The sequence below is a fragment of the Psychrobacter sp. ASPA161_9 genome, from assembly GCF_051970275.1.
Lineage (GTDB): Bacteria > Pseudomonadota > Gammaproteobacteria > Pseudomonadales > Moraxellaceae > Psychrobacter.
The window spans coordinates 208937-227485 of sequence record NZ_JBEFNI010000001.1 but is presented as its reverse complement, the minus strand read 5'-3'; the positions used below and the strand labels follow the sequence as shown (position 1 = coordinate 227485).

General features: G+C 41.6%; 18 protein-coding genes. 9 read left to right on the top strand and 9 right to left on the bottom strand.

The genetic code is table 11. The features are described 5' to 3' along the window. Window positions 1-132: 132 nt before the first annotated feature. From ACTQ9S_RS00860 to ACTQ9S_RS00850, 3 genes are all read left to right on the top strand, one after another. Entirely contained in the window at window positions 133-525 is a 393-nt protein-coding gene (locus ACTQ9S_RS00860) for a hypothetical protein (RefSeq protein WP_068327796.1), read from the top strand. A 12-nt stretch (window positions 526-537) separates the two neighbouring features. Next, window positions 538-1137, top strand: coding sequence for a GNAT family N-acetyltransferase (locus tag ACTQ9S_RS00855; RefSeq protein WP_440453301.1), 600 nt, complete (start codon window positions 538-540; stop codon window positions 1135-1137). A 210-nt stretch (window positions 1138-1347) separates the two neighbouring features. Further along, a complete protein-coding gene (locus ACTQ9S_RS00850; protein WP_440453299.1) occupies window positions 1348-2847 on the top strand; it encodes a bifunctional 2-methylcitrate dehydratase/aconitate hydratase in 1500 nt (499 codons plus the stop codon). A gap of 117 nt (window positions 2848-2964) precedes the next feature. On the opposite strand, the gene ACTQ9S_RS00845 is transcribed toward ACTQ9S_RS00850, so the two are convergent. The 5 genes from ACTQ9S_RS00845 to ACTQ9S_RS00825 form a co-directional block, all read right to left on the bottom strand. Continuing rightward, window positions 2965-3741, bottom strand: coding sequence for an SDR family oxidoreductase (locus ACTQ9S_RS00845; protein WP_440453297.1), 777 nt, complete (start codon window positions 3739-3741; stop codon window positions 2965-2967). Between the two features lie 216 nt (window positions 3742-3957). Continuing rightward, complete coding sequence (gene merA, locus ACTQ9S_RS00840; protein WP_440453295.1) at window positions 3958-5400, bottom strand: mercury(II) reductase; 1443 nt, start codon at window positions 5398-5400, stop codon at window positions 3958-3960. Continuing rightward, window positions 5397-5645: a mercury resistance system transport protein MerF gene (merF, locus tag ACTQ9S_RS00835; RefSeq protein WP_350656394.1), complete on the bottom strand. Its 249-nt coding sequence runs from the start codon at window positions 5643-5645 to the stop codon at window positions 5397-5399. The genes merA and merF overlap by 4 nt, the downstream gene beginning before the upstream one ends. Window positions 5646-5654: 9 nt before the next feature. Next, window positions 5655-5867, bottom strand: a complete 213-nt coding sequence (gene merP, locus ACTQ9S_RS00830; protein ID WP_440453672.1) for a mercury resistance system periplasmic binding protein MerP — start codon at window positions 5865-5867, stop codon at window positions 5655-5657. A gap of 44 nt (window positions 5868-5911) precedes the next feature. Further along, a complete protein-coding gene (locus ACTQ9S_RS00825) occupies window positions 5912-6085 on the bottom strand; it encodes a MerR family DNA-binding transcriptional regulator (protein WP_440453294.1) in 174 nt (57 codons plus the stop codon). Window positions 6086-6378: 293 nt separating this feature from the next. On the opposite strand from ACTQ9S_RS00825, the gene ACTQ9S_RS00820 reads away from it, so the two are divergent. The 4 genes from ACTQ9S_RS00820 (at window position 6379) to ACTQ9S_RS00805 (ending at window position 11039) form a co-directional block, all read left to right on the top strand. Next, entirely contained in the window at window positions 6379-7779 is a 1401-nt protein-coding gene (locus ACTQ9S_RS00820; protein WP_440453292.1) for a DUF2868 domain-containing protein, read from the top strand. Window positions 7780-8003: 224 nt separating this feature from the next. Continuing rightward, entirely contained in the window at window positions 8004-8987 is a 984-nt protein-coding gene (locus ACTQ9S_RS00815; RefSeq protein ID WP_440453290.1) for a sterol desaturase family protein, read from the top strand. Between the two features lie 147 nt (window positions 8988-9134). After that, window positions 9135-9332, top strand: a complete 198-nt coding sequence (locus ACTQ9S_RS00810; protein ID WP_350656389.1) for a hypothetical protein — start codon at window positions 9135-9137, stop codon at window positions 9330-9332. A 21-nt stretch (window positions 9333-9353) separates the two neighbouring features. After that, window positions 9354-11039: a DUF3482 domain-containing protein gene (locus ACTQ9S_RS00805; RefSeq protein WP_440453288.1), complete on the top strand. Its 1686-nt coding sequence runs from the start codon at window positions 9354-9356 to the stop codon at window positions 11037-11039. A gap of 131 nt (window positions 11040-11170) precedes the next feature. Here ACTQ9S_RS00805 and ACTQ9S_RS00800 read toward each other — a convergent pair whose 3' ends face one another. The 3 genes from ACTQ9S_RS00800 to ACTQ9S_RS00790 all read right to left on the bottom strand — a co-directional run bounded on the left by ACTQ9S_RS00800 (window position 11171) and on the right by ACTQ9S_RS00790 (window position 14384). Next, window positions 11171-12187: an ArsA family ATPase gene (locus tag ACTQ9S_RS00800; RefSeq protein ID WP_440453286.1), complete on the bottom strand. Its 1017-nt coding sequence runs from the start codon at window positions 12185-12187 to the stop codon at window positions 11171-11173. An 88-nt stretch (window positions 12188-12275) separates the two neighbouring features. Continuing rightward, a complete protein-coding gene (locus tag ACTQ9S_RS00795; RefSeq protein WP_440453284.1) occupies window positions 12276-12551 on the bottom strand; it encodes a cory-CC-star protein in 276 nt (91 codons plus the stop codon). Between the two features lie 153 nt (window positions 12552-12704). Further along, window positions 12705-14384, bottom strand: coding sequence for a carbon starvation CstA family protein (locus ACTQ9S_RS00790; protein ID WP_440453282.1), 1680 nt, complete (start codon window positions 14382-14384; stop codon window positions 12705-12707). Between the two features lie 503 nt (window positions 14385-14887). Between ACTQ9S_RS00790 and ACTQ9S_RS00785 the strand changes: the two genes are divergently transcribed. After that, complete coding sequence (locus ACTQ9S_RS00785; protein WP_440453281.1) at window positions 14888-15556, top strand: hypothetical protein; 669 nt, start codon at window positions 14888-14890, stop codon at window positions 15554-15556. A 111-nt stretch (window positions 15557-15667) separates the two neighbouring features. Beyond that, on the top strand, window positions 15668-16231 hold the full coding sequence (locus tag ACTQ9S_RS00780; RefSeq protein ID WP_068035828.1) for a hypoxanthine-guanine phosphoribosyltransferase: 564 nt from the start codon (window positions 15668-15670) through the stop codon (window positions 16229-16231). Between the two features lie 106 nt (window positions 16232-16337). Here the strand turns inward: ACTQ9S_RS00780 and recD are convergent, their stop codons facing one another. Further along, the gene (gene recD / locus ACTQ9S_RS00775; protein WP_440453279.1) at window positions 16338-18545 is read right to left on the bottom strand and encodes an exodeoxyribonuclease V subunit alpha; all 2208 of its coding nucleotides are present in this window, start codon (window positions 18543-18545) and stop codon (window positions 16338-16340) included. Window positions 18546-18549 lie beyond the last annotated feature (4 nt).

Here is an 18549-nt window from a genome sequence, read left to right as displayed (position 1 = left end):
TTTAGTTATATCTCTCTTAAATATATAAATTTTAAACGAAATATTTGATTAGTTACCTAGCGTTGATGACTACCATATCTAAGATACTGGCTCATTTACTACCTTTACCCTTACTTTTTAATTGGGATCAAAATGTTAACTAACTCAGCAAATGCATTAAAGCTTCAACAAAAGACTATGACGATGTGTGTCGCTATTCCACAAATTATGGCCTCTAGAATTTGGCTGCTTGCTACCTCTCCTATGAATGCTAAATTGCAACAGAAAGAGATATTCACTATGGTTGAAGAAAAACAAAAAGCTTTTTTAGACTCTATTAGTAACATAAATTCGCAAATTATGTCATCACAAACAACCTTAGTAAATAAGTGGATAAGCAACTGTCAAAGCTTTATGTTAGGACATCACAATGCTTTTAATAACTTTGATAATGATATCGATGAAGAAGCCATTAAAATTATGGATAAAGGTATTAGTCCTTATGCCACCACTGTAAAAGTAAATCAAAAGCGTCTAAATCATTAAGAACCATTAACTATGACCTGTCAATTTTCTATAAAAACCTTTGACGAGCTAACTTCAGTTGATCTTTATCATATTCTAAAAGCGCGCTCGCAGGTATTCGTCGTCGAGCAAAACTGCGCTTATCAAGATATGGATGAGGTGGATTTTGACTGCCTACATCTTGTCGCGCATAAAGATGAAGCACTGGTTGGTTACTGTCGCATTATTGCACCTGAATCTAGTACCTCAGCTACTAATACTCTGCCAATGCCTAGAATCGGCAGAGTATTAGTATTACCGAAGTATAGAGGTGAGGGCTTGGCGCGCCAAATCATGACGCATGCCATTAAGCACTGCCGTAAAAAATACGGTAAAAAACCCATTGCAATCTCAGCACAGACCTATTTACTCAACTTCTATGAATCTTTAGGGTTCGTGCGTGCAAGTGAGTTTTATCTTACAGACGGTCTCGAACATGTTGATATGATTTTGCCGATTATTAAAAAGTCTAAAGCAAAGAACCTGAAGTTAGGTGGCTCAGAAGGGTCAGGTTTTGCGACCAAACTTTTGAGTTTTTTACTGTTGATATTGAGCCTTATGTTCATTGCAGGCTTAATCTACTTGATGACTTAGATATATTTATATGATAAGTCGTATGTTATTAAACTCACAATAAAACCTTAGATTACAAGGGCTCAAACTACAAAGTTCTTTTACACTATGTCACTGTTGTTACCTATTGAGTATGCTACTTTTGAGTCATGACTATGATCGTGAAAACGGTGGTCGTGGTAAACGGTCAATGGTCAAAAAAGTAGCTAACTTAAGGAAGAGGTAACGACTATGTCTAATGTAGAAAGCAATGTCCGTCCAGAATATGACGACGAGATTCAAAAAATCGCCGATTATGTTCTCAACTACTCTATTGATGATGACTCCCCAAATAGCGCTGATGCTTGGAATACCGCACGCTACTGTCTGATGGATACGCTTGGTTGTGGTTTACTTGCACTGCGCTTCCCTGAATGTACCAAACACCTAGGACCCGATTGCGCTGATCAGATTACGCCTAATGGCGCGCGCGTCCCCGGTACTTCCCATCGATTAGACCCCATTAAAGCCGCTTTTGATATTGGCTGTATGGTGCGCTGGCTTGATTATAATGATACGTGGCTTGCTGCCGAATGGGGGCATCCCTCAGACAACTTGGGCGGTATCTTGGCAGTAGCAGACTATATCAGTCAGCAACACGTCAGCCAAGGTCGCGCAGCACTCACCATAAGAGATGTGCTTGAATCTATGATTATGGCGCATGAGATTCAGGGTGTAATAGCACTTGAGAACTCATTTAACCGCGTTGGGCTGGATCATGTGTTTTTAGTCAAATTAGCATCAACCGCTGTCGTCGCCAAATTATATGACCTGCCACGCGAGCGTATTATGGCGGCTATTTCACAAGCACTTGTTGATGGTCAAGCGCTACGCACCTATCGCCATGCACCCAATGCTGGTAGCCGTAAATCATGGGCGGCAGGTGACGCAACCAGTCGTGCTGTGCGCTTGGTAGATATCACGCGTCGTGGCGAGATGGGAATACCTGGCGCGTTAACTGCCCCGCAATGGGGGTTTTATGATGTGCTATTTAGCCATACCAATAAAGACTTAGCACTCAAACCTGAAGATGAGCGTCGCTTTACCTTTCAGCGTGACTTTGGCACTTATGTGATGGAAAATATTTTATTTAAGATAAGTTTCCCTGCTGAATTCCATGCACAAACTGCCTGTGAAGCAGCAGTCATTCTGCATCCACGCATCGAAGATAGAATCGATGATATTGAGAAAATCGTACTCACCACCCATGACTCGGCGATTCGAATTATCTCAAAAGAAGGCGCGCTTGCCAATCCTGCCGATCGTGACCACTGTCTGCAATATATGGTCGCTGTGCCTTTACTAACTGGCGATCTCATGGCAGAAAACTATGAAGACGACTATCATGAGCAACATCTATCAATTGATGAGCTACGTAGCAAAATGGTGGTAGAAGAGGACGAGCGCTACTCAGCAGACTATCATGACCCAAGCAAGCGCTCTATTGCCAATGCGATTCAAATCTTCTTCAAAGATGGCACCAGTACCGATAAAGTCGCTGTTGAATATCCTATTGGTCACAAGCGACGCCGTGAAGAAGGCATCCCTGTGTTAGAAGCGAAATTCCGATCCAGTCTAGCTACCCGCTTTATCGAGAGTCGTTGTGACGAAATCATTGAGCTGTGCGATGACCAAGCTCGATTAGAGCAGACGCCCGTTAATGAGTTTATGGACTTATTTGTCATTAACTAGACGATGATTAATTGAGGTTTTATGGAACAGACTTCTATAAATCAAAAGAGTGTGTCATTGACTGAATCATGACACACTCTTTTTTTGTTTTAATAATTTAGTTTTTCAAGTCCTACTTTACCAAGGAATTGACTCCCCTGCCCAGTCGACAAAAATCCCAGATTGGGCAGTAGTCATGTTTGACAGCACCTCCAATAGACATTCTGCGCTATAGGCTGGCGAGAATAATTGCCCATCAGCGACATTACCTTGAAATGGTGCAGACAATTGGGTGTTGACCGTACCTGGTTGCATGACCACTATACAGACGTCTTTTAATGATCGTCCCCATTCTATGCTTAGGTTTTTCATACCCATATTTAGCGCAGCCTTACTCATTCTATAGCTATACCAGCCGCCCAGCTGATTGTCACTAATGCTGCCCACACGCGCTGATATAGTCGCGAATATTGCAGGTTTATCAGCACTGCGTTGCGCTTTAGCAAGTAGCGGCCTAATATGCTTGGCTATCAGTAAGCCTGCTAACGCATTGATTTGCATATTTTGTAAGAAAAATTCCGTTTCAACTTGCCGAAGTGCCTTCTCTGGCTGTGATTTTTCAGTATGTAGCAGCCCCACACAGTTAATAACCCAATCAAGATGCGTGCTCTGCTGCTTGATATCGTCGGCAGCTTGTTTAATACTGTTCTCATCGCTGACATCCATTTGCAACCAATGCAGATTATCCGCTTCAAAGTCAGGAATACTTCTATGGTAAGTGGCAAAGACTTTAATGCGAGTGCTGTCATTATCTTTGCTGCCTTGTTCATTAGCAGTCGCTTGTACTAGCTGTCTGACCATCGCTTGACCAATGCCGCCAGTCCCGCCGATGATAAGATAGGTTTTATTGTCCATATGGCACCTTCCTTTTCAATTTCATTATTCTTCTTTAACTTCATTTAGTATGAACGCTATTGTTATCTTTAACATAGCATAGTGTATGGCAGATAATTAGAGACAATTTATGAAGAAAGACAATAAAAACTCGATTTTATACAACGTTTAACAGGCCTAATAGTATTGATAGTAGTGAAAAATAGATACGGGGTAACGTCTGATAGCCGTATGAGGTTATCCCGCGCAGCATGATAGCTCTTTAATATCCTTGCTAAAAGTTTGTGCACATAGCTTTAAACCTTTGACCATCGTTAAATATGGAAATAGCTGTCCTGCGAGGTCATCTACTGTCATATTGTTACGAATAGCGAGTGTAGCGCTTTGAATTAACTCCCCACCTTCATGAGCGAGTATTTGTGCGCCAAGGATTTTACCTGTTGGTTTGTCAGCGACCAGTTTGATAAATCCATCTGTTTCAAAATTAACTAATGCTCTAGGCACATTTTCCATATCTAACACTCGACTAATCACTTCAAATCCTGCGTTTACCGCCTGAGTTTCAGTTAATCCAACTGTTGCGACTTGTGGATCTGTAAAGATAACCGCAGGCATCGTAGATAAATCTAGCCTTGCATCACCACCCATTATATTGACACCTGCCTTAGTACCTGCTGCAGCTGCTACATAAACATATTGAGGCATGTTAGAGCAATCACCTACAGCATAAATATGAGCTGTTGATGTTTCCATTTTATCATTGACTATAACAGCTCCATTTTTTTGTATCGCAACACCTACGTTCTCTAATCCGAGCTGAGCTGTATTTGCGTGACGACCAGTAGCAATAAGTAACCTATCAGCGCTTAAAACGCCTTCATTTGTATCTAATGAAAAGAATTTTCCATCGTAGCTGACGCTGCTTGCTTGAGTGTTATTTAATACTTGAATACCCTCTCTTTCAAAACACTCTGTTAATCTCTCGCCTAATAAAGGCTCTTCTGCATACAATAACGTATGGCGTGCCAATATAGTCACACTACACCCTAAACGATGATAGGCTTGGGCAATTTCCAGGGCAATAACCGATGAGCCGATTACCAGTAAGCTCTCTGGCAATTCTTCAGCAAATAAAGCTTCTGTAGATGTCCAATACGGGGTGTCTGCTAAACCATTAATTGGTGGGATAATCGGTGTAGCACCCGTTGCAATTAAAATACGGTCTGCGCGAAGTTCTTTTTCTGAACCATCAGGCTTTTTTATAAGCAACGTATTTTCATTTTCGAAGCGTGCGTAACCTTTTAATAAGGTTATTGCTGGATTTGACTCTAAAATACTAATGTACTTGGTATCACGTAATTCATCGACAAGTGCAGTCTGTTGTTGAGAGATTAGAGAACGGTTTACTTGAGGGTGACTGTTTTTTAGTCCTTTAAATGGATTATCTCGTTGCTGATGCGCTAATTGTGCAGCACGAATAAGTATTTTTGATGGTACGCAACCTGTATTTACACAAGATCCACTAACCACTTTAGCACCTTCAATCATGGTTACTCTTGCTCCAAGCTCTACCATTTTAATAGCACTAGCAAAAGCACCTGAGCCACTGCCAACGATAGCTATATGCATGGCTACCTTTATATCAGTAACATCTGATGTGTAAACTTCATCATTAATCATTTTTCATCCTTTTTTTTATCATCATTACAGAGGTTTTTATCTGTTGAATTTTTTTTATACAGTGCGTAAATGGTAAGTACGACAAAAAATGCTAGTGCCGGAAGTAAAACAATGTCCAAATATCCTGTTAAAGAAGCAAGACCTACAGCACCTAATAAAATGACAAGAATAGGAGTAAAACAGCACAAAGCGACAATTATGGTGCTTATAATTCCAAATCGGAATAATAATGTATCTTTATCCATAGTTAAAATTCATCTTCTTAATGTAGACGGATAACCCGCATTGGTTGTTGCTTTCATTAAGATTTCTGCGTTGGTTTTGGTGTCATCATATATAATCACAGCCGATTTAGTTCTATAAGTGACTTCGGTTTTTTTAACACCATCGACCTTCTTTAGTGAATGTGTGACTGTTATCAGGCATGTCACACAGTTCGTTGTTGGTACGTCAAGCTTAACTGTCATCAGAAGGTTTGATTGTTTCTGCTCCATATAAATACCTCGTTAAGTTATGACACAAGTGTATTATATGTACCTAGGTACGGAGTCAATTCTATTGGATACTGCCTATAACCTTGCATAGGTTTAATAGGTTGTTTAATTAGTCCTTTACGCTCATAAAAACGAACGGTTTCTATATTGATACCTATTTCTTTTGCTAGTTTGCTGATGGTTCTAGACATTATTTCTCCTTGCTAAAAATCAGCACAATGTTAAATGCGTTTTTCTAATTAAATGAACATGTTACCAAGAAATAGGCGATAAATACTTGATGAGTATCATTAATTTTTTATAAATAGTCCTATTGTCTGCACTATTCCATCCGCACCTCAAAGTAAAAATACTATTTATTTTTGCCTAGATAAGCATGGATAATCACAAATAATAATCTTGCCAAATACGCTACAATACGCTTGAATAACTATTCATTTAAATGACCTAATGTTTGTTTCACTGACACGGATATCTTCCCATCATGCTATCACCCCAAGACCAATTAACTGAGCTGGTACGTACGCTTGAGACTCAGCAGCATGTCTTCACAACTGATCCTTTATTGGTGACTGAAAAACTACAGGTAGAAGACGGTAAGCCTATTCAAAAGCTACATCGTCGAGCTTCGCGTATCGACAGCAATGGCAATCTTGCACGGGTGTTAGGGAAAATTGACGGCCGTATCAAAGGCATCATGGTAGTCATGAGTGTCGTGTGGTGCGTGTCAGGATTTTTGGGCTTGTTTACTTTATTGCAGACCAACGTGGTCAATTTTTTCTATGTGTTGGTTTGCCTGCTGGGTTTTCATACACTTATGCTGGGTGGCTGGCTAGTGATGACACTGATTAATCAAGGTCGACAGTCTCCCAGTTGGTTTGCAAACTTTGTTAGTCCTAGTTATCTGATACGCGGTAAGGACGATGTCACTAAGGCGGCAGTGGAATTGTACGAGCGTCAATTGCAGCATAGCGGGATGCGTTGGTATCTAGGTCGGTTTAGTCACCAATTGTGGCTGGCAACGTTGACAGGAATGATGTTTGCGATCATTTTTTTATTGATTGTGCGTCAGTATAGTTTTAGCTGGGAGTCGACGTTATTATCAGATCAGGCGCTGATTAGCTTGACCCAAGTGCTTGGCTGGCTACCAAGTATGGTTGGTTTTGATGTGCCGGACAATGCTGCTATTGTGCAGAGCCGACTCGTAACAGATGCTATGCCATTATCTGTCGCGCGGCAATGGGCAGGCTTGTTAATTGGTAGCCTAATTATGTATGGTATCGTCCCGCGTGCGATCGCTTGGGGATTTTGTGCGCTAATGTTTCGCCGCAAAAAAATGCGCTTGGATATCAAACTCCCCTATTATCAAAAGATTATTAACTTTTGGCAGCGTCAAGTAGTAGATGCCGATGACTTCAATGAAGCGCCAGCACCGGTAGCACCAAAGGCGAGCGTTAGTGCTGGCAAAAAGCTGGTTGCACTACTTGAGTATCCATCAGAGCAGGATCATTGGTGGCAAGTAGGTCTTAACGATACGAATAGTGATAGTGAGATTGAAAATTTCGGTATCGTTGATGACCGTGATGATATGGATCGCCTAACGACTTATTTAGATAAAAATCCAGTACAAGTATTGCTAGGTATTCATAGCCAGGCATTGCCCGATCGTGGCACCCTGCGTAAGCTTGACCGCATTGCTACTCATGCAAAACATGGCCTTATCGTTCAATTGTTAAATAATGACAGAATGGATAGCGCCGATATCAATAATATCTCAACATCTGTAGTGGCTACTGATCTAAAATCTCCTCAGGCTATCCGTTATCAACAATGGCAAACGGCATTATCCGCACGTAATATTGGCTTGGTAGAGAATCGTTCATAGTGGTTCATTATGAGGTGCTATTGATATAAATTTTCTTTGCTTACTGTGCCTGCGTAGACAGATGCTGCAAAAAATCCATACCAGCAGCCCTATCCTATATCATTTTTATATAAGACCGACTGCAGATGACGCATGCGTTCATAAGCAATGCTGATTTTGTAAGGCGTCAAGCTTATATTAAAGAGTCAAGGATGACCACAATGGTAGATATGCGGTAGGATGTTATGGCAATGACAGATAATAGTAGTAACGGTCTAATAAGTTTAGGCAAGTACGGACAGACTTTAGATGCTTACAAAGAGACGATCAATCAGAGTATCTTAGCCATCGCGCCTGAGTCTTGGCAGCCCATGCTGGCGAGTATCTTACCTGCACATTGGCAAGAGTGGCTATTGCCGCTGGCAGGTGGACCGTTTTTCTTACTGTTTTTAGCGGAATGGTTTTATCAATCTAAGCGTGGGCGCGGTTCTGCCTTTGGTTGGCGTCGTGCCATGACCAACTTTAGCTTAGGTGGCTCTTATTTAGGCTTTGAGCTGATTATTCAAGCACTTGTCGTGCTGCCTATTTGCTTGTGGTTATATCAATATCGCTTGTTTACGATTGAAGTCACATGGCTAACGGCCATTCCTATATTTGTCGCGGTCGAGTTCTGCTATTACTGGTTCCATCGTAGCTCACATCGTGTCAACTGGTTTTGGTCAGCGCATGTGGTACATCACTCCGACGATCAAATGAACTTATCAACGGCTATGCGCCAAAGTTTATTGTACTCAATCACAGGCTGGTGGTTGTTCTTTGTCCCGCTGATGCTGCTTGGCGTCCATCCGGTTTGGGTTTTCTTCTTCTACGCGCTTGATCTGATTTATCAATTCTTTATTCATACTGAAACGGTTGGCAAATTCCCTAGGTGGGTTGAATATATTTTTGATACTCCATCCAACCACCGTGCGCATCATGGTACCAATGGCGACTATATCGACCAAAACTATGGTGGCGTTATTATACTTTTTGATCGTTGGTTTGGCACTTACGTAGAAGAAGATACGGTTAATAACCCAGTGAAATATGGCGCAGTAGGTGAAGCCAGTCACGATAATATTATCAGCCTAATATTTGGCGTATTTTATCGTATGTGGCAACGCTTCTTCCGTACCAAAGGATTAAAGAACAAGCTTAAAGTATTGTTTCGTCCACCTAGTGCCGTTTAAAAATGACTGATTAGCAATAACATCGCTTATATAGACCCTATAAGGGCGTTTGGTTACAATGGCTTATAGATGAGGATGTATCTGTATGAAAAAGAGTGATTTTTTCATAGAGTATTTGCCAAATCGACAGTCAAGAGGAGGTTGGACATGAAAGATAATAGAAAAGTAACGCTAGAAGATTATCGAGGAATGATAAAAGATGGTGATATATCAGTGCACCTTACTCAAGATCAAAAAGCGATGATCTTAAAAACTTATGATTACGGATTAAATGAGCTAACTGAGATTGACGAGATGTTATTAAGTGCTGTTATCCGACAACTGAAAGCCGCAATCGACCAATAACATTTAATATAAGACCCTATCATGAATAATAACAATAATAATTCTGACAGTCAGCCGAAGAGCCTTTTTGCGGATAAGGCTTATGATGCGTCCAATTCGTCTACCAAACCTATTGAGGGTACGCCACCTATTGATATCAGTAAAGAACAGAGTGCGAGTAATACTGGTCAATCTACTACGGATAGTAGCCTAATCGATTCATCGGTTTTATCAACGTCACCAAAAGACGCTACCAAAACAACCAGTAAAACCACAATTGCCAGTGACGAGCCATTAAAATTGGCAGTCGTTGGTCATACCAATACGGGTAAGACTTCAATACTGCGTACCTTGCTACGTGATGTCTATTTTGGTGAAGTCAAAAATGAGGCTGCAACTACTCGTCATGTTGAGCGTGCGCAATTAACGGATAACCAAACGGGCGAAGTGCTGGTCACCTTGTACGATACGCCGGGTTTGGAAGATGCGTCTGGCCTGATGGATTGGCTGGAGGATAATACTGCCAGTCGCCGTGATGGTATTGAGCGTTTACAACAATTTTTGGCAGCAGACAATGCGCAGGGTGGTGACACTTTAGGTAGCAGTGAGGATTATAGCCAAGAAGCTAAAGTTATCCGCCAGCTGCTGGCAAGTGATATGGCCATTTATGTGGTCGATGCGCGTGAGTCTGTGCTCGGTAAGTATAAAGACGAATTAACCATTTTGTCGTGGGCAGCAATTCCGGTTATGCCCGTATTTAACTTCACTGATAGTCAGGATGCCAATATCGATGAATGGCAAACCATGCTGGCGCGCCGTAATTTGCATATATCCACCCGTTTTGATTCTGTGGCTTTTGAATTTGCCGATGAAATGCGACTTTGGCAGAATTTAGCGACTATGCTTACTCATGCTGAAATGCTTGAGCAATTGATGCAGCGCCGGACTGAAAACTGGGCACGTCTGTACGATGAGGCGAATATCATCATTGCGGATTTTTTATTAAATGTCGCCGCCTTCGTCCAAGAAATTAATGAAGATGATGACCCGATGCCTGTGTTGCAGCAGATGCAAGAAGCCGTTCGCCAAAGCGAGCGTAGCATGCAGAATAAATTATTAAATCTTTATAAATTTTACGATAATGCTGTAGCAGCGACTCCACTTGAGTTGCAAGCCTATCAACAAGATCCATTTGATCCTGAATTGCTCAAAAGTTATGGTATTCGTACGACTTCTGGTGCGGCGGCTGGCGCGTTATTGGGATTGGGTATTGATGCGGCAGCGTTGGGTACGACTTTAGGATTGGGTGCCGCGATAGGTGGTATTGCAGGCGGTCTGTTGTCCAATACGGGTAGTATCGCTGATAAGTTATCCGGTGTGAAGCGTTTGTATATTGATCCCGCTACCCTAACCCTTCTTGCTACCCGTGCTATGGACTTACTAGTTGCCGTGCGTCATCGTGGTCACGCTGCAACTGATGCGACGCAGCTCCTGTACGCAAAAGAGCAAATCACGACTGATGACAATGTTGAACTTAGTGATGATGAAAGCAACCCGATTACCCCTTGGCCTACCCATAAACTGCCAAGTGAGCTAAAAAAAGCCCGTGGCAAGCCGCAATGGTCGTCACTCAGTAGTGGTAAGTCAGAGCAAGCGGAAAGTTTGCGTATTGATGCTGCATGGTCACTTGCGAGTAAATTGCAGGCGCATAGTCATGATCGTGAGTAACGGTTTTAATTGATGACTCTCTCTAGAGCGTAGGGTGCTTTCTAAGCACCTATCAAATTATAATGGAGTATGGAATGAACCCTACTAAAGTCCATACTAAGTTGAGAGTCAGATTTAACTCAATAACTTATCTAACTCAATAACTCACTCAAAGCTTCACTACCGCGTACGTCTGTCTGCTGTAAATAAATGGGATATATCGGATAGTTTGTAAAATTACTTTCTATCTCTTTCATCAACCCTTGTTGTCTGTCTGCACGTTTGCGCCAAAACTCATCGGTTTGCGTAGGCGTTATCAGCTGATTGACCACGATTGCCGCTGGCGTGAGTTTGGTTTCCTCTAACTGCTGGATGGCGCGCTTAGTTTCGGCCAATGGCAATACATCAGCAGTCATTACCAATACAATGGCTGTTTGCTTACGATCATGTAGTAACAACCCTGCTTCACGGAACAGCTGCTTGCGTTTTTCTAGGACAGATACTGCCTGCTCCCAGCGATCTGGCTTTTGCTTAGCAAAGGGGTTTGAGACGTCGTTTTTATCATTGTCTTTATAATTGTTGTTATCTAAATCCAAACTCGTCGCTGCCGAGCGTAACTTAGACTGCCGCCGCTGCTGGGCTAATAATCCATCTGTCCACGCTCCCATCATCTCTGGCAATACTAATAAGCGCAAGGTATGCCCAGTTGGAGCGGTATCAAAGATTATATGCTCGTAGCCAGCATCCGCTGCCGCCACCAAATGCTGACACATCGATTCGAGCATGGCGGCCTCTTGTGCTCCGGGCGCAGACTTTGACAGACGTAGATGCTCACGAATCTTGGGCATCATGTCAGGATTGGCATAACCTTTGATGGTACGCTCGACCTGTGCAAAATGGTTATCAACGATAATATCTGGATTGAGCTCAAGCGCATCAAGGTAAGGGGTAATTGCTGTCTTCTCGTTACTGAGCGCTACATTTAATACATCGCCCAAACTATGCGCTGGATCAGTGGAAATAATGAGAGTCTTTTTTTGCTGAGTAGCATAATGGCTGGCAAGTGCGGCGGCTGTCGTTGTTTTACCAACACCGCCTTTACCACCAACAAATATAATCGGTTGAGCAGCTAGCTGGGTGACCAATGCATTTAAAGGTTGTAAGGCCATAATCCTTTCCCATCCCATTTTATGTTTGTATGTTTTTTCTTATAGTTATTATTTATAGTTACTTCTAACCATCTAATTAGTCACCCAACTAGCAACAGCCGACATGATCAAAGGGGCATTTCTCCATACCCATTCGTGTATGCCATTCATGGAAATTTTCTAAAAAAAGCGGTTGTAGCTCAAGTGTATAAAAGCTGGCTGGGTTATCAATGCCGAGGCTCTCCGCGAACATCATTAGCATAAATAAATCTTCTTCATCGCGTGCAGCGCGTGCCATTGTTTGCCGATATGGTGCATGGTAGAACTCATTAAGTCCTGCTAGGAATCTTTGCCATAAAGGCTTGTCATTTTTTATATCGTCCATAGTTTTGCCTTAATTTTAAGAACTCACTTATTAGATAATATCATTAAGTGGTGGGTTACGCTGCGCTAACCACACCCTACAATGCAATATCTCACAACATAAAAACGCCAGCAATTGCTAGCGTTTTGTTCTGCTCAAATATTTCAGATTTAATTAATTCTCATTTTTACCTTTATGCTGCGACCATTCACGGCGCAGTACAGAGAAACTCTCAAAAGTAACCAAAATCGTTGCAATCATGATGACGATATCCATAATAATAAGCAACCAATTGCCATCGGTATAGAAAGTTTTAAGCTGGATTAACAATGCAAAAACCGTCATGACTAATAAGAACGACAAAGGCGCTAAGGTATACCAAACCGGTTTGCCTTTACGTAATAAGATAACGGTTACGATCATGAGTGTTAATGCCGCCATCAACTGGTTAGTAGTACCAAATAGTGGCCAAATAATCATGCCGCCTTCACCGCCAATACCGCCCGCACCAAATGCCAATAATAGACAGGATCCAACTGCTAGCAAGGTAGCGACCACGCTTTTACTTAAAATTGGAAGGTTATAGAACTCACCAAACTCTTGGAAAATGTAACGTTGCAGACGAACACCAGTATCCATTGTTGTCCCGGCAAATAGTGCTGCCATTACCGTAAGCATCGTCTGTGACAATACCATATCGATACCGACACCAGCATTGAGTATCGCCGCGCCGCCATCAATGAATGCTCCAACCGAGCCGTCACCGAATTTTTGATAAACTGCTTGCCAATCACCAAGGGTCGCAAAACCTGCAGTAGCAGCAAGAATGGCGCCTAATGCCAACATTCCTTCGCCAAGTGCACCAAAGTAACCAACAAAACGTACATCTTCTTCTTTGTCAATTTGCTTAGAAGTTGTACCTGTCGCCACCAATCCATGGAATCCTGAAATAGCACCACAAGCAATAGTCACAAATAATAATGGCATTATTGACGGTGTGCCTATCGGTAAGTCAGTATTGATTGCTGGCGCGACAATGTTAGGCGTTGAGATAAAGATAGCGGCGTACAACAGAATCAAACCGACGAATAGCTGCAACCCATTAATATAGTCACGTGGTTGCAATAGCATCCATACTGGTAGTAGCGAAGCAATTGCGGCATAGGTGAATAGAATAATAATCCAGACAGCATTATCTGGCAGTCCAAAAATAGTCTCAGGTAATACGACTGGGAACATAGGGCCAAGATAAATCAGACCGTAAAGAGCAACAACCCCAATTACTGACACCCAACCCAAGCTCATTTGATAGCGATAAATACATTGACCAATGATGAAGGCAACAATTAATGCTCCCCATACTGGTAATACCGCTGATGGCGTTTTGATAAGCATATTAGCAATAGCGACACCAAATACAGCGTTGACCATTAGTAATAATAAAAATATAACAACCATCATCAGACTACGTACGCGTGTGCCCATGACCGTACCAGCGATAGAGCCGATAGACTGACCACGATTACGCATACTCGCCCATATGGCGGACATATCATGAACACCAGCCATAAAGATCGTTCCGAATACCACCCAAAGCACAGCTGGCACCCAGCCCCAAATGACTGCGATGGCAGGACCGATAATTGGCGCAGCACCTGCTACAGAGGTGAAATGATGTCCCCATAATACATATTTATTGGTAGGTACATAATCTATCCCATCTTTCATCGTATGGGCTGGCGTGGGACGACTATTATCTAACGCCAAGATCTTGGTCGCGATAAATTTTGAATAAAACAAATATCCGCAAAGCATTGCGGCAATCCCAAATAATAATACAATAGCGCTATTCATCTTATCTCTCCTTAGATAAGGCGAGGATGGTGAAATTTACACCTCCTCTTGTCCTTTTTTCATTCCATTGTTGCCTTAGTGAGCTAGTTAATGCTGGCAGGAAGTAATTATTATGTTTTTCGTTAAGACTGTATTAAATAAAGACGGCTTTGACGTAAAACATAAAGAAATATTGAATGTTAAAATATGGATATAACGCATTAAGTTTAATCCATCCGACATAAAATGTAACGTCTAATGTCCATTATTGAGTAGTGTAAACGTAGCCCTAATACTGTATAGGTATCAATAATTGTTAAAATACATTGTTGATATTTTCACACCCATACCCTATTTTCACCAATTATGCACATAGTCAATGGATGCAGACGTCGACCTATTATTTTATTGGTTTAAGATGTCCTCGCGCAGATAATTTGGCTATACTGACGCCGGATATGATAATAAGTATTTATTAAACACTTATTAGTTATCTATCCTATTAAGTATCTATAAGGAATAAAATGACATACTATTTTGGATTTGTACCATCAGATAAATTGAATGATATGATTGATGAGGCTGAACGTATGATCACTTCAGGTGAACAAGTGGATTACTATCCTTATCGCAATGACCTCACTCAGCAAATCGCCCGCGAGCTAAATGAGAATCTATTGGTGAGCTTGATAGATGTAATTCCAAATCCGGATCGCCAAGCATCCATGCGAAAGATTGTAAATACGATTGAGCGCGCGACAGAGACTCTACTCAACGTACTACTTGGTAAAGATAAAAACGAAGACATCATGCCAAGCTTTAATTTTTTGAAGAACGAGACCATGTTTATTGATAATGAAGGTGTTCGCCGTGTTGGGTTTGAACTACCTAAAGCTTCTGCTGATACTATTATCGAAGGTTTTGATGCGGTTACGCCTGACAATGTTGATAAGAGTCAATTTAAAATTGCGCTTGAAACTATGAATGAAGAAGCACTTAATCATTTTATTAGCAAATTCACTGAAACACTCAAGCTTGGTATGATCAAACGCAAATCTATTCCGGTTGCTAAAGTAGGTATCGATAAGGGTATGGGCATGGCCCTAAACAAACTATTGCCGCAGCTACCTGATGCTGGATTAAATCGTTTGGCTCGTTTTTACCGCCCTTTTCTTATAAAGATGGCTGACTAATCAGATAACGATAAAAATAAACCACTATTTTTGCTTTAAAGTAATATCTCGTTGGGCAAAATCACCAAAGCTTGCTAAAATAAGCAGCACTTTTCCTCGAAGGCGCAACTCATGACTCAAATCAGTAATCAAGAAATTGAAAAAACCCTGCGCAACTCAGAATGCCTCATTAGTAGTATCGAAGTAGCTGCGGCCTATGAGCGTCTTGCCGCTCAACTTAACCTTCATTATGCTGGTCTTAATCCAATCGTTATGGTTGTTATGAATGGCGGACTCATTCCAGCCGGTCAGCTGCTGACTCATTTAACCTTCTATCATCGTATGCATTATATTCATGCTTCACGCTATCGTGATAATGAAGGCACCAATGAGCTTGATTGGAAATTCAAACCTGATGTTAGCCTTGAAGGCGAGCACGTATTACTGATTGATGATATTTTTGACGAAGGTATTACCTTAAAAGCTATCGTAGAAGAGTTAGGTAAAGAAAAACCGCTAACTATTGAATCTTGTGTATTACTCAATAAAGAACATGATCGTAAAGTCGCCGATTTTGATGTTGATTTTGTCGGTATTAATGTCGCCGACCGTTATGTTTATGGCTGTGGTATGGACTTTCATGGTTACTTGCGCCATCTGCCTGGCATCTATGCTATTAAAGAAGACAAAATTTAGTCAGTCTTTAGTTTGAACAATAAAAAAGCACCCACTGGGTGCTTTTTTCGTTGGACTATTTTTACTAAGTACGCGTATGCGTCAACGGTAAAGTTGTTTGGTATTATTAAAACTGTAATGCCAAACCCGTATGGCGCTCAGTGGGTGTCTGGACGGCCTTTTCCAAAGCAGATTTCGTACTATATATGGTTACCTGTTTTTTGGCACGGGTCACAGCGGTATAAATAAGCTCTTTGCTCAGCAATCTTGCATGACTATTATCAAAGGTAATGGTCACATGATCAAACTCAGACCCTTGCGACTTGTGAATGGTCATTGCATAGGCGGTGGCAATCACCTCTTCATTAAGCAGATTGACGGCAATCCCTTGTTTCTTATTTTCAAAAAATACTTCGAGTCGACTGCGATCATCACTTGTCTGCAAGCAAAAACCAATATCACCATTAAACAACCCTAGCTCATAATTGTTTTGTAAGACCATAACGGGACGACCATGAAACCATGTGTTTTGACCCAGTGGTAGCTTAAGCTCAGTAAGGTGCCATTGAGTAAGATAGTTATTAATGTAGTGGTCGCCCCACTCCCCATTATGACCTGCAGTTAATACTCTAAACTGATTAAAGGTTTCCATTAATGAAGTAATGGTGTTTTTAACTGATTCTGGCATGGATTTTTCTATTTGATTTGTCAGTAATGATTTAATTTTATTTAGGTAGGGATGGTAATTCATAGTGAGGTTCGAAATACTCATATTTTTGCTTAGGCTATTTTCTATCTTATTATCTAGAGAAGTGTCTGTTTGCAAGGTGTTGACGCTATTCACATATTGAAAGCTCAGTGCCTTATCATGCTTTAACAACTGCCAAATAGCTTGAGTATCTGTCTCTGTTTTGTTGATTTGATAAGCAAGCTTACCGATACCCGAGTCTGCTGTAAATCGACGACTCTCTGTTAGCTCTGCATGAATGGGTTGTAACTGCGGTATGCGGCACAAGTCAGCCAATACAGCCCCTGCATCTACTGCGGCTAACTGGTTCGCATCTCCTAACAATATAAGCCTTGCGCCAGGCTTTACCGCACTCACAAGATAGTTCGCCAGCTCAACCCCTAGCATCGATGCCTCATCGACGATGATAATCTCTTCGCCAAGTGGATTGTTAGCATCGTAACGCGGTCTGCCCGTCCGACCAATACCTAACAAGCGATGAATAGTTTTTGCTTCTTGCAACTGTAATTCAACATTCGCTGCGTCTAACGCTGCCTGCAGAGACTCTTGCATACGCTGTGCAGCTTTACCAGTTGGTGCTGCTAATGCCAAACTGGCACTGTCAGTGCTGAACCTAATGCTTTCAGACACATCTCCCCCACTCTTCGTCGCCTGTTGCAGCGCAATCACTAGTTGAGCAACGGTGTAGGTCTTCCCCGTGCCTGGACCACCAGTAATAATGCTAAAGGCATTGTTATTAGCGACATTAATTGCCTTTATCTGATGCTCATGAAGGTTTTTGGGTATTGCTATCTCTAGCGGTGTTACCTGCTGGTCTAAAATAATGTTGATGCGCTCTGCTAAGTTGAACTCTGCTTGCCAAGCTCGGTGTAACCAAAACGTGATGGTCGTATGTTGTTTATCAGCCTCTTTGTTATTGATAAGCTGATAAATGATAGGTTGATTGTTTTTGCTTAGGCTATTTTTATTCTCATTATTACTGACGTTATCGTTAACGCTAGCGAACAGAGTGTGCTCATCGATTAACTTAGTAAAAGTCGATAAGTCGTTATTTTTTAATAACTTACATAATAATTCAACTGTATCCAGCCGCTTAACCAACATCTCTTTTTCATGATTACTGAGTGCCAGCTGCGCCCATAGCTGGTCTTGCTTAGCAAATAAAGTCTCTAGCAATACAAATATTGATAGCTCAACCGTAATATCGACCTCTGATTGAACCTCTATTTGAGTGTCAATCAAGGCAATAATCGGCGTTGCTAGCATCTCTAATAATTGCTGTTGCCAAGCATATAGTGTCACTAGCTCGTCATTAATATGACCGCTGAGCGGTACTTCATGCTCAGTTTCCTCAATGGTGAGTACAGTATGTCCTTCTTCTAAATGCGTCGCCAACATAGTAAATAAGGCTGTAAATAAGCCGCTGTCTGGTGTTCTGTCTACTTTTGCACTACTAGCATTAAGCTTGGCATCTGTCATGCTATAGGCCACATGCGTTTGCTGACGACGCAGCAAAATATAATCGCTGATATTACTGGCCCAGCTGTCTTGCAGGCTAATAGCAGCCCTGCTCTTATTATTATTCATAGAT